General features: G+C 70.4%; 10 protein-coding genes. 6 read left to right on the forward strand and 4 right to left on the reverse strand.

Translation table 11 applies throughout. The annotated features are described in order from the left end of the window. The first annotated feature begins 7 nt into the window (after positions 1-7). Entirely contained in the window at positions 8-121 is a 114-nt protein-coding gene (locus tag ABT063_RS51155) for a chaplin (protein WP_351069108.1), read from the forward strand. 16 nt (positions 122-137) lie between these two features. Here the strand turns inward: ABT063_RS51155 and ABT063_RS51160 are convergent, their stop codons facing one another. Continuing rightward, entirely contained in the window at positions 138-578 is a 441-nt protein-coding gene (locus ABT063_RS51160) for a MarR family winged helix-turn-helix transcriptional regulator (RefSeq protein WP_351069092.1), read from the reverse strand. 89 nt (positions 579-667) lie between these two features. Between ABT063_RS51160 and ABT063_RS51165 the strand changes: the two genes are divergently transcribed. The 5 genes from ABT063_RS51165 to ABT063_RS51185 all read left to right on the forward strand — a co-directional run bounded on the left by ABT063_RS51165 (position 668) and on the right by ABT063_RS51185 (position 6,263). After that, positions 668-1,312, forward strand: a complete 645-nt coding sequence (locus ABT063_RS51165) for a maleylpyruvate isomerase family mycothiol-dependent enzyme (protein WP_351069094.1) — start codon at positions 668-670, stop codon at positions 1,310-1,312. Between the two features lie 261 nt (positions 1,313-1,573). Then, the gene (locus ABT063_RS51170) at positions 1,574-2,002 is read left to right on the forward strand and encodes a MerR family transcriptional regulator (RefSeq protein ID WP_351069109.1); all 429 of its coding nucleotides are present in this window, start codon (positions 1,574-1,576) and stop codon (positions 2,000-2,002) included. Positions 2,003-2,016: 14 nt separating this feature from the next. After that, complete coding sequence (locus tag ABT063_RS51175) at positions 2,017-2,331, forward strand: thioredoxin family protein (protein ID WP_351069112.1); 315 nt, start codon at positions 2,017-2,019, stop codon at positions 2,329-2,331. A 178-nt stretch (positions 2,332-2,509) separates the two neighbouring features. After that, complete coding sequence (locus ABT063_RS51180) at positions 2,510-4,741, forward strand: HelD family protein (protein WP_351069097.1); 2,232 nt, start codon at positions 2,510-2,512, stop codon at positions 4,739-4,741. Positions 4,742-4,838: 97 nt separating this feature from the next. Next, positions 4,839-6,263 (forward strand): cytochrome P450 family protein, encoded by a 1,425-nt coding sequence (locus tag ABT063_RS51185; protein WP_351069099.1) that lies wholly within the window; start codon positions 4,839-4,841, stop codon positions 6,261-6,263. A 124-nt stretch (positions 6,264-6,387) separates the two neighbouring features. On the opposite strand, the gene glgB is transcribed toward ABT063_RS51185, so the two are convergent. From glgB to treS, 3 genes are all read right to left on the reverse strand, one after another. Then, complete coding sequence (gene glgB, locus ABT063_RS51190; protein WP_351069102.1) at positions 6,388-8,985, reverse strand: 1,4-alpha-glucan branching enzyme; 2,598 nt, start codon at positions 8,983-8,985, stop codon at positions 6,388-6,390. Further along, on the reverse strand, positions 8,982-10,397 hold the full coding sequence (locus ABT063_RS51195) for a maltokinase N-terminal cap-like domain-containing protein (protein ID WP_351069104.1): 1,416 nt from the start codon (positions 10,395-10,397) through the stop codon (positions 8,982-8,984). Before ABT063_RS51195 ends, glgB begins: the two co-directional genes overlap by 4 nt. A gap of 265 nt (positions 10,398-10,662) precedes the next feature. Further along, a partial coding sequence (treS, locus tag ABT063_RS51200) for a maltose alpha-D-glucosyltransferase (RefSeq protein WP_351069105.1) occupies positions 10,663-12,146 on the reverse strand: 1,484 nt, incomplete at its 5' end.

Raw genomic sequence — 12,146 nt, forward strand, 5'->3', positions numbered from 1 at the left:
CGTCGAGGTGCCGATCGACGCGCCGGTGAACGTCTGCGGCAACAGCGTCAACGTCATCGGGATCGGCAACACGGCCACGGACAACGACTGCGCGAGCCCGCCTTTCACGTTGTCGGCGTGACCCTTTGGGCAGCACCTCAGGCCCACGGGTCGGTGATCTCCCGAAGCCGCGTCAGCGCCTCGCGCAGTTGCTTCATCCGCCGCTGCCCGAGGTGCTCCTCCCACTCCTTCTCCACCTCGGCGACCACCGCGTCGGCGACCTCCTTGGCCGCCCACGCCTTCGCCGCCCCGCACACCAGCCGAGCCCGCTTGTCGGTCGGGTCCGGCACGCGCCTGACGTACCCCGCCTTCTCCAACTGGTCGACCAGGAAGCCCGCGGTCTGCTTGGTGATCTGCGCCTGCTCGGCCAGCTCGGTCAGCCGGGTGCCGTGTGGCCCGATGCGCTGCATGACCCGGGCCTGGGCGGGCGTGAAGTCGTCGAAACCGGCCTCGGCGAGCGCGGCGAAGACGCGGTTCTCCAGCGCCCGGTACGGCAGGTACAGGAGCACGCCCGTATTGAGCTCGCTCTCCGCCACCATCGTCGGCTCACTCCCCGCTTGCCTTGACTTTGGTCAGTGTCTCTGACTACTTTGGTCAGGCAAGCTTACCATTTGAGTGGGTGATTCCCATGGGTGCCGTACACGGCGTCGTACTGGACACGGACGAGCGCTGGCAGATCGTCGACCGGGAGCGGGCGAGCCTGGCGGACCTGTTGGAGGGCCTGAGTCCCGAGGAGTGGGAGACGCCCACGCGGTGCGGCGACTGGCGGGTGCGGGACGTCGCCGCCCACCTCACCATCGCGGCACGCTTCACCTACCGGGCCGTGGTGCGCGACTTCGTCCGCTCGCGTGGGAACTTCGACCGGATGATCCACGACTCGGCGGTCCGCGAGGCCGCACTGCCCGTCGCCGAGATCGTCGCCAACCTCCGCTCGACCATCGGCTCCCGCCGCCTCGCGCCCACCACCTCGCCCCGCGAGCCGCTCCTCGACATCCTCGTCCACGGCCAGGACATCGCCCTGGCCCTCGGCCGCCGGCGCGAGATGCCCACCACGGCCGCCCGCGACGCCGCCGACCGGGCATGGACCATGCGCGTCCCGCCCCGGCCCTGGCCGCTCCCGAAGGCCCGGCTGGTCGCCACCGACATCCAGTGGACGCGGGGGGAGGGGGAGGAGGTCCGCTGCCCGATCGCCGGCCTGCTCCTGCTGCTCACCGGGCGCCCGGAAGCGGCCCGGGAGTGGTGCGAGCTGGTCGGCGTGGAGGGCCCGGTCTGACGGCCGGGCACGTGGCACTCGGCCGCCGGCGCGGTGTACGGCTCCGGCCTGGACCTCGGCAAGGAGATCGCGGACGAGGTGGTGACCCGCACGGAGGGCGCGACGGCCTGGGACGTCCGCGCCGCCCTCGACGTACTCCTCTCCGACTCCTCTCCGACCACGACGTCGATGACGTCGACGTCGACGACGAGGACGGGGTGCTGGAGGCGGTCGGCCGCCGGCCTTGCCTTGACGTCGGCGTCAAGGCCTACGTTCGTACCCATGCGCATCGGCGAGCTGGCCGCACGGGCCGGGACCACGACCCGGACGCTGCGGTACTACGAATCACGGGGACTGCTGCCCGCACGGCGGAACGGCAACGGACACCGCACGTACGACGAGACCGACCTGCGGCTGCTCAGGCAGATCAGGACGCTGCAGGACTTCGGGTTCGACCTGGAGGAGACGCGGCCGTTCGTGGAGTGCCTGCGGGCGGGGCATCCCGAGGGCGACTCGTGCCCGGCGTCGCTGGCGGTCTACCGGCGCAAGCTGGACGAGCTGGACGCGCTGATCGGCGAGTTGCAGGCCGTGCGGGCGACCGTCGGCGCGCAGCTGGCGAAGGCCGAGCGGGCGCGCAACGAGCTGGCCGCCGATGCGTCGGTTCCGGGTGGTCCGGAGCCCCTGTGCGAACTGGGAGGGCGGGAACCGTGATCAAGGCGGACGGCGTGACCGAGGTGACGGACGCGGACTTCGAGGCAGAGGTGATCGACGCGGAGCTTCCGGTGCTGGTGGAGTTCACCGCCGACTGGTGCCCCCCGTGCCGGCAGATGCGGCCGGTGCTCAGCGCCCTCGCCGTCGAGGAGGGCGACCGGCTCAAGGTGGTCCAGCTGGACGTGGACACCAACCCGGAGACCACGAACACCTACAAGGTGCTGTCGATGCCGACCTTCATGGTGTTCCGCGGCGGCGAGCCCGTGAAGTCGATGGTGGGCGCCCGGCCCAGGCGTCGGCTCCTGGAGGAGTTGTCCGACGTGCTCTGACCTGCCGGGACCTGCGCAGGACAAGAAGAAATCCCCCGAGCAATTGCGCTCGGGGGATTTCTTTGCGTATATTCGATGATTCGCGACTTCAAGGAGATTGGGTCGCAAACAAGTTCAGTGAGCACACTATATCCGGGCGGGAGTGGAATTGTCAAACACCGACTTTCCAGACAATGAATTGCGGCGCGAGCAGGAATTCATCGACGGCCTGTACGTCCGCGTCGACGCCCTGTGCGGCCACACGGAGGACGCCGTCACGGATGCGCTCGCCCAGGGCAACACGCCCATGCAGGCCCGGCTGGAGCGGGACATCCTGGTCGCCGAGCGCTCGGGGCTGCTGGCGGCGCTGAACGCGGTGGACGGTTCGCTGTGCTTCGGCCGGATCGACCTCACCTCCGGGGTCAGCCACCACATCGGCCGTATCGGCCTGCGCGCCGACGACACCGAGCGCACGCCGATCCTGATCGACTGGCGGGCCGAGGTCGCCCGCCCCTTCTACCTGGCCACCGGCCACACCCCGATGGGCCTGCGCCGGCGCCGGCACATCTCCACCGAGGGCCGCCGGGTCACCGCCCTGCACGACGAGATCCTCGACCTCGGGGACCAGGAGAGGACCGGGCACGAGGACCCGACCGGTGACGCCGTACTGCTCGCCGCGCTCAACTCCGCGCGCACCGGCCGGATGAGCGACATCGTGCGGACCATCCAGGCCGAGCAGGACGAGATCATCCGCGCCCCCCACCGGGGCGTCCTGGTGGTCGAGGGCGGCCCCGGTACCGGCAAGACGGCGGTGGCCCTGCACCGGGCCGCCTATCTCCTCTACGAACACCGGGAACTGCTCGCCCGGCGCGCCGTCCTGATCGTCGGACCCAACCCCGCCTTCCTCGGCTACATCGGCCAGGTGCTGCCCTCGCTCGGCGAGACGGGCGTGCTGCTGGCGACGGTCGGGGAGCTGTTCCCCGGCGTGAAGGCCACCAAGGCGGACACCCCGGAGGCGGCCGCGGTGAAGGGCCGCGCCGAGATGGCCGACGTACTCGCCGAGGTCGTACGCGACCGTCAGGCCCTGCCCGACCCGGTGATCGCGATCGAGCACGACCGCGAGATCCTGATGCTCGACGACGGCCTGGTGCGGGTCGCCCGCGAGCGCACCCGGGCCGCGGGGCTCCCGCACAACGCGGCACGCGAGCACTTCGAGGGCCACATCCTCAACGCGCTCACCGAGCTGTACGCCGAGCGCGTCGGCACCGACCCCTACGACGGGTCCAACATGCTGGACGCGAGCGACATCACCCAGATCCGCGACGAAATCGCCGAGAACCCCGAAGTCTGGTCCGCCATCGACCAGTTGTGGCCGCGGGTCACCCCGCAGCGCCTGGTCGCGGACTTCCTCGCCGCGCCCGAGGGGTACGTCGGCGACGAGGACGCGGCCGCCGTCCGCCGCCCGGTGACCCGGGCGTGGACCGTGGCGGACGTGCCGCTGCTCGACGAGGCGGCCGAACTGCTGGGCGAGGACGACCGGATGGCGCGGGCACGCGCGGAGCGGGAGCGGGAGACCCAGATCGCCTACGCGCAGGGCGTGCTCGACGTTTCGTACGCCTCCCGCACCTACGAGTTCGAGGACAAGGAGGACAGCGACCCCGAGTCCTCCGAGGTGCTGTCCGCGCACGACATCATCGACGCCGAGCGGTTCGCCGAACGCCACGAGGAGGACGACCACCGCAGCGCCGCCGAGCGCGCGGCGGCCGACCGCACGTGGGCGTTCGGGCACATCATCGTCGACGAGGCGCAGGAGCTGTCGCCGATGGCCTGGCGGCTGCTGATGCGGCGCAGCCCGACCCGCTCGATGACCCTGGTCGGCGACCCGGCGCAGACGGCGGAGGCGGCGGGGGTCGGCTCGTGGTCGGGGATCCTCGAGCCGTACGTCGAGGACCGCTGGGAGCACACCCGCCTCGGCGTCAACTACCGCACACCGGCCGAGATCATGGACGTGGCGGCGGCCGTGGTGCGCGCGGAGCACCCCGGCTTCGAGCCGCCGAGTTCGGTGCGGTCGACGGGGGAACGGCCCTGGGCGCGCGCGACCGACGACCTGCCCGGCGCGGTGGCCAAGGCGGTCGGGGAACTGACCCCGACGGAGGGCCGGTTGGCGGTCATCGCCCCGCGCGAGCTGCACCGCGCGCTGGCCGCCCGGCTGGACGGCGTGACGGCGGGCGCGGAGCCCGACCTGACCCGGACGGTCGTACTCCTCGACCCGCGTCAGGCGAAGGGCCTGGAGTTCGACTCGGTGCTGGTGGTCGAGCCCGGCCGGTACGGCACGAGCGACCTTTACGTGGCGCTGACCCGGGCCACGCAACGGCTCGGCGTGCTGCACACCGGCGAGCTGCCGAAGACGCTGGCGGACGCCTTGGAGTAGGAGGCGGGAGCGGTGCAGGAACGGATTCGTATAGGAGCCGTAACAGTTCGTGACATGATCACTGTTTGTATACGGCCGGTACGGTAAGCGTTGCGGTATGGACGCCGCCCATCCCCACCCGACCGCACCGGCCGCCAGCCCCCCACTGGGGTCGCTGCCCGTCGAACCGCTCCTCACCTCCGAGTTCGACGCCGACCCGGGGGCGGTGTACCAGCGGCTGCGGCGCACGTACGGCCCTGTCGCGCCGGTCGGCCTGATGGGCGTACCGGTGTGGCTGGTTCTCGGCTACCCGCAGGTCATGGAGGTTCTCAGGAACGAGAGCCAGTGGCGGCGGGACATCCGGTACTGGCGGGCCCGGGCCGAGGGGCGGCTGCCGCCCGACTGGCCGCTGCTCGCCGGCTACGAGGTACGGCAGATGATGTTCATGGACGAGGAGGAGCACCGGGCGGCCCGCCGCACGCACCACTCGGCGCTGGGCCCCTTCCAGGACGCGCGCAGCCCGGAGGGCTGGGAACTGCGGGCCGCGGTCGCCCGCTACGCGGACGAGCTGGTGGCCCTGCTGGCGGCGGAGACCGGTTCGGCGGGGTTCGCCGACCTCGGCGCGCAGTACACACGGCCCCTCCTGCTCATGGTCACCACCAAGCTGTTCGGCTGCCCGGTCGAACTCGGCGACGAGTTGGTCATGGACCTGTGGCGGATGCTGGACGGCGGACCGGACGCGGGCCCCGCCACCGGCAGGGCGCTGGCCGCGTTCACCCGGCTGGCCGCCCACCGCAGGGCCCGCCCCGGCGACGACTTCACCTCGTACCTGCTGCTCGCCGACCCGGACCTGACCGACGAACAGCTCGGCCGTGAGCTGTTCATGAACGCCGTATACCTGAACGACATCACCGGCAACATGGTCCTCAACACCCTGCTGGAGGTGCTGCGCGGCAACGCCACCGTCCGCCGCAGCCTGTCCGCCGGGCAACTCGGCGAAACGGTCAACCGGGCCGCGCTCGCCAACCCCCCGGTCGCCAACATGTGCTTCCGGTTCGCCGCGCGGGACGTCCGGCTGGGCGACATCTGGGTGCGAGCGGGCGACGTCGTCTCGCCCTCCGCGGCGGCCGCCCACCGGGACCTGCTGGACATCGGCCGCTCCCACCTCGTCGACTCGGCCGTCAGCACACGCGCCCACCTGGGCTGGGGCGCCGGCCAGCACCAGTGCCCCGGCGCGGCGCGTGAGCTGGGCAGCCTGATCGTGACCAGCGCGGTGGGCCGCGTCTTCGACCACTTCACCAAGGTCGAACTCACCCTCCCGCACGACCAGTTGCCGTGGCGCTCGGGCCCGGTGGTACGCGGACTGCGACTGCTGCCGGTCCGCTACGAACTGACCGGCTCCGACCGCCCCGCCCCCAAGCCGCCCCGGGACGCGAACGCCCGGCCCTCGACGGCCCCTTCCCACGCCGCCGACCGCCAGACGAAGGGCCTGCTGGCGGCACTGCGGAAGCTGATGTTCGGAGGCCGCGCCGACGTCCTGTGAGCTCCGTCCCCCTGGGGGCTCCGCCCCCAGACCCCCGGACCTATGCCCACCCACCACCCGACTCGGTACCTCGAGAGGTGCACCACCAGGGCGAAGGGCACCTTTGCGGCCATCACCTCACGTTCTAGGCCGGCCGCAGCCAAACCGTGGCCAGCGGCGGCAGCGTCAGTCGGATGCTCGCCGGGCGGCCGTGCCACCCCTGTGGCTCGGGCTTGATGACGTCCGGGTTGGTGACGTCGCTGCCGCCGTACCTCCCGGCGTCGGTGTTGAGGGTCTCGTGCCAGGCGGGGATGTCGTCGGGGGCGCCCAGGCGGTAGTCGTGGCGGACGACCGGGGAGAAGTTGGAGACCGCCAGGAGGGGGGTGCCCTCCGCGTCGTACCTCAGGAACGCGAAGACGTTGTCCTCGGCGGCGTCGCCGACCACCCACTGGAAGCCGGACGGGTCGATGTCGCGTTGCCAGAGGGCCGGGGTCGCGCGGTAGACGGTGTTGAGGTCGCGGACCAGGTCGAGAACGCCGCGGTGGTCGGGCTCCGCTCCGTACGCGGGGTCCAGGAGCCACCAGTCGGGGCCGTGGGCTTCCGACCACTCCGCTCCCTGGGCGAACTCCTGGCCCATGAACAGGAGCTGCTTACCGGGGTGGGCCCACATGAAGCCCAGGTACGCGCGGTGGTTGGCGCGCTGCTGCCACCAGTCGCCCGGCATCTTCGACACCAGCGAGCGCTTGCCGTGGACCACCTCGTCGTGGGAGATGGGCAGGACGTAGTTCTCGCTGTAGGCGTACACCATCGAGAAGGTCATCTCATTGTGGTGGTACTTGCGGTGGACCGGCTCGTGGCTGACGTAGTCGAGCGAGTCGTGCATCCAGCCCATGTTCCACTTCAGACCGAAGCCGAGGCCTCCGAAGCCGCCCGGACCCATGTGGTGCGTGGCGCGCGTGACGCCGTCCCAGGCCGTGGACTCCTCCGCGATGGTCACCACGCCCGGCACCCTCCGGTACACGGTGGCGTTCATCTCCTGGAGGAAGGCCACCGCGTCCAGGTTCTCCCGGCCGCCGTGCACGTTCGGCGTCCACTGCCCCGGCTCCCGCGAGTAGTCCAGGTAGAGCATCGAGGCGACCGCGTCCACCCGCAGCCCGTCGATGTGGAACTCCTCGCACCAGTAAATGGCGTTCGCCACCAGGAAGTTGCGCACCTCGCGACGGCCGTAGTCGAACTCCAGCGTGCCCCAGTCGGGGTGCGCGGCGCGCAGCGGATCCTCGTGCTCGTACAGCGGACGCCCGTCGAACTCGGCCAACGCCCAGTCGTCGCGCGGGAAGTGCGCCGGCACCCAGTCCATCAGCACACCGATCCCGGCCTGGTGCAGCGCGTCGACCAGGTGCTTGAAGTCGTCCGGGGTGCCGAGACGGGCCGTGGGCGCGTAGAAGCCGGTGACCTGGTAGCCCCAGGAGCCGCCGAAGGGGTGCTCGGCGACCGGCATCAGTTCGACGTGGGTGAAGCCGAGGTCCTTGACGTACGCCGGCAGCTGCTCGGCGAGTTCCCGGTACGTCAGTCCCGGTCGCCAGGACGGCAGATGGACCTCGTACACCGACAACGGCGCCTCGTGCGCGGGCGCGCCCGCACGCCGGGCCAGCCACTCCTCGTCGTGCCACTCGTGGTGTGAGGCGTGCACGATGGAGGAGGTGCTGGGCGGGGCCTCCGTACGGCGGGCCAGCGGATCGGCGCGCAGGGTCTTCGAGCCGTCGGGCCGGGTGATCTCGAACTTGTACAGCTCGCCCTCGCCGATGCCGGGCACGAACAGCTCCCAGACGCCGGTGCCGCCGAGCGAGCGCATCGGGAACGCCGATCCGTCCCAGAAGTTGAAGGTGCCGGCCACCCGCACGCCCCGCGCGTTCGGCGCCCACACGGTGAAGCGGGTGCCGGCCACGCCCTGGTGGGTCATCGGCTCCGCGCCCAGCGCCGTCCACAGCTGCTCGTGCCGGCCCTCGCCGATCAGATGCAGGTCGAGATCGCCGAGCGCGGGCAGGAAGCGGTACGCGTCCTCGGTCTCCTGGACCGTCCCGTCGTACGCCACGAGGAGCCGGTACGCCGGGACCTCCCGCAGCGGCAACAGGCCCGAGAAGAACCCGTTCCCGTCGTCGCGCAGCTCCGCCCGTACGTCCCCGGCGACGACCGTGACGGACCGTGCGTACGGACGGAAGGCCCGGAAAGCGACCCCGTCGGGTACGGGATGCGCGCCGAGCACCGCGTGCGGCTCGTGGTGCGTGCCGGCGAGCAGACGCTCGCGGTCACCGGCGTCGACGGCGGGGGAGACGATGGCCTCCGGCGACTGCGCGGGGTTCGGTACGGTGATCTTCTTCGCGGTGACCTTCTTCGCGGTGACCTTCTTGGCTGTGGTCTTCGCGGCGGTGGTCTTTGCCGCGGTGGTCTTCTTCGTCGTGGTCTTCGCCGTGGGCTTTTTCGCGGATGTCTTCTTTGCCGTCGTCTTCTTGGCGGCCGGAGCAGCCTTCTTCGCCGCCGGGGCAGCCTTCTTCGCAGTCGGCGCCGCCTTCTTGGCCGCGGCCTTCTTCGTCACCGTCTTCTCGGCGGTGGTCTTCTTCGCAGCCGCCTTCGTCACCGCTTTCTTGGGCGCGGTCACCTTCTCCGCGGCCTTCTTCACGCTCTTCGCGGCTTTCGCAGCGGTCTTCTTCGGTTCCGAACCGCTGGACGGGGTGCGGGGGGTCACGGGTGGAGCCTCCTAGAGGATGCGACGTAACGCTCGATCGCGGCCATCGGTACGGGGAGCCAGTCGGGGCGGTGCCGGGCCTCGTAGACGACCTCGTAGATCGCCTTGTCCGTCTCGTAGGCCTGCAACAGCACAGGGTCGGTTCGCGGATCCGCGCCGCTGACCTCCGCGTATCCCGAGCAGTACGCGGCCCGGCAGGCCTCGGCCCAGCCCGGCACCGGCACCTCGGTCGAGTGTGCCGCGTAGTCGAAGGAACGGAGCATCCCCGCTATGTCCCGGGCCGGCGGCTGTGGCATCCGCCGTTCGGCCAGCGGCTTCGACGGCTCGCCCTCGAAGTCGATCAGCCACCACTGCCCGGCGGGCGAGCGCAGACACTGGCCCAGGTGCAGATCGCCGTGGATGCGCTGCGCGGTCCAGGTACGACCCTCGGCGGCCAGGTCGCCGAGCGCGGTGAACGCGGAGTGCAGCCCGGGCGCGTACGGCCTGAGCGCCGGTACCGCCTGCACGGCCGCCTCCAGGCGCTCGATCATGCCGTCGGCCAGCAGGTGCAGCTGGGTATGGCCGAGGGTCACCGCGGGCAGCGCCCGGGCGAGTGCCGTGTGCACCTCGGCGGTGGCCCGCCCGAGTGACCGGGCCTCCGCGCCGAAGTCCTCGCCCTTGGCCAGCTCCCGCAGCGCCAGCTCCCAGCCGTCCGTCGCGCCCTGCACGAACGGCTGGAGCACGCCCAGGACATACGACTCACCGGCCAGCTCCGCCCACAGCCACCCCGTCGGCGCCGGCACCCGGGGGCAGCCCTCGCGGGCCAGCGCCAGCGGCAGCTCCAGGTCGGGATTGGTGCCGGGCACGATCCGGCGCAACAGCTTCAGGATGAACGTATCTCCATAGACGATCGACGAGTTGGACTGCTCGGCGGTCATCACGCGGGGCACCAGCCCGTCCCGGATCTCCTGGTGCGTGTCCCGCTCGAAGCGCAGGTCGCCGATGCGGGCGCGGGTGCGCAGGGCCTCCAGGAGCAGTTCGGCGGGCCGGGTGTCGTACAGGGCCTCGTACACCGTGTGTCCGGCCAGCGGCCCCTCGTCGAGGTGTCCGATCAGCGCGGGCGCCAGCCGGGGCGGCAGCGCCTCGCGCACGCCTATCAGGAGCTGGTAGCAGTCGCTCGGCTGGGTCGAGGAGCCCAGCGTGGGCGGCTGGTGGGCGCGCACCAGCAGGTGGTAGAGGCCGAGCTTCGCCGTGGGTGGCAGCAACTCGGTGGCCGCCACCAGGGAGAACCCGGTGACCGGACGACCCTTGCCCGCGAACCAGCGCTGCCGCGGCAGCCACTCCCGCAACAGGGGATCCAGTGACGCAAGGAGGCCGGGGCTGCCCGGGCTGCCGGGACTTGTCGTGGCGATACGTGTGACGGCTTCCGACATGGCGTCGCGTCCTTTCCCCGGGTGGTCGGGGTGTGAGTGATGCGTGCCCAGGTCGGGGCGGAGAAAACCGCCCCGACCTCAATTGCGGCGAGGGCCGCGGCCAACAGGTTGCGCAGCCGGAACCATTGGCGTTCACGCCGCCCGAGGCGGCGTGTCCTTTCCGATCACTCGGAGAGGTTTCACACGGTGTACGCGTGCTGTTGATGACCGAGCCGCCCGCCCGGCGGGCTCGGGTTCTGATCACCAGAACGGCGTAACCGTACCACTACTCAGCGTGTTCTCGCCGCAATCGGAACCAGTAGAAGCCATGGCCGCCGAGCGACAGCAGATACGGCAGTTCACCGACCGCGGGGAAACGGACTCCGCCGAACAACTCCACCGGATGCCGCCCTTTGAACGCGCTGAGATCCAACTCCGTCGGCTGCGCGAACCGGGAGAAGTTGTTGACGCACAGGACCAGGTCGTCCTCGTACTCCCGCAGGAACGCGATCACGGCCGGGTTGGAGGAGGGCAGTTCCCGGTAGGACCCGAGGCCGAAGGCCAGGTTCTGCTTGCGGATCTCGATCATGCGGCGCGTCCAGTGCAGCAGCGAGGAGGGCGACGACATCGACGCCTCGACGTTGGTGACCTGGTAGCCGTAGACGGGGTCCATGATGGTCGGCAAGTACAGGCGACCGGGGTCACACGACGAAAAACCTGCGTTGCGGTCCGGGGTCCACTGCATCGGCGTGCGTACGGCGTCCCGGTCGCCGAGCCAGATGTTGTCGCCCATGCTGATCTCGTCGCCGTAGTAGAGGATCGGCGAGCCCGGCAGGGACAGCAGCAGGGCGGTGAACAGTTCGATCTGGTTGCGGTCGTTGTCCAGCAGGGGGGCGAGCCGCCGTCGGATGCCGATGTTGGCGCGCATGCGGGGGTCCTTGGCGTATTCCGCCCACATGTAGTCGCGCTCTTCGTCGGTGACCATTTCCAGGGTCAGCTCGTCGTGGTTGCGCAGGAAGATGCCCCACTGACAGCCGGACGGAATGGCCGGGGTCTTGGCGAGGATTTCCGAGACCGGGTAGCGCGATTCCCGCCGCACCGCCATGAAGATGCGCGGCATGACCGGGAAATGGAACGCCATGTGGCATTCGTCGCCGCCACTCGCGTAGTCGCCGAAGTAGTCGACGACGTCCTCCGGCCACTGGTTGGCCTCCGCCAGCAGCACCGTGTCCGGGTAGTGGGCGTCGATCTCCTTCCGGACCCGCTTGAGGAACTCGTGGGTCTCGGGAAGGTTCTCGCAGTTGGTGCCCTCCTGCTGGTAGAGGTACGGGACCGCGTCCAGCCGGAATCCGTCGATGCCGAGGTCCAGCCAGAAACGGAGAGCGGAGATCATCTCCTCCTGGACGGCCGGGTTCTCGTAGTTCAGGTCCGGCTGGTGGGAGAAGAAGCGGTGCCAGTAGTACTGCTTGCGGACCGGGTCGAAGGTCCAGTTGGAGGCCTCGGTGTCGACGAAGATGATCCGCGCGTCCTGGTACTGCTTGTCGTCGTCCGCCCAGATGTAGTAGTCACCGTACGGTCCGTCGGGATTGCTCCTCGACTCCTGGAACCACGGGTGCTGGTCGCTGGTGTGGTTCATGACGAAGTCGATGATCACACGCATGCCGCGCTGGTGGGTGGCGTCCACGAATTCCACGAAGTCGGCGAGGTCACCGAATTCGGGCAGTACGGCGGTGTAGTCGGAGACGTCGTAACCGCCGTCCCTCAGGGGTG

This window comes from Streptomyces sp. NPDC002838 (assembly GCF_040295365.1).
Classification (GTDB): Bacteria; Actinomycetota; Actinomycetes; order Streptomycetales; family Streptomycetaceae; genus Streptomyces.

What these genes read in the sequence shown, in the direction of transcription:
- ABT063_RS51160 (WP_351069092.1), bottom strand. Translation starts at nt 578, where the DNA reads ATGGTGGCGGAGAGCGAGCTCAATACGGGCGTGCTCCTGTACCTGCCG.
- ABT063_RS51165 (WP_351069094.1), top strand. Translation starts at nt 668, where the DNA reads ATGGGTGCCGTACACGGCGTCGTACTGGACACGGACGAGCGCTGGCAG.
- ABT063_RS51170 (WP_351069109.1), top strand. Translation starts at nt 1,574, where the DNA reads ATGCGCATCGGCGAGCTGGCCGCACGGGCCGGGACCACGACCCGGACG.
- ABT063_RS51185 (WP_351069099.1), top strand. Translation starts at nt 4,839, where the DNA reads ATGGACGCCGCCCATCCCCACCCGACCGCACCGGCCGCCAGCCCCCCA.
- ABT063_RS51195 (WP_351069104.1), bottom strand. Translation starts at nt 10,397, where the DNA reads ATGTCGGAAGCCGTCACACGTATCGCCACGACAAGTCCCGGCAGCCCG.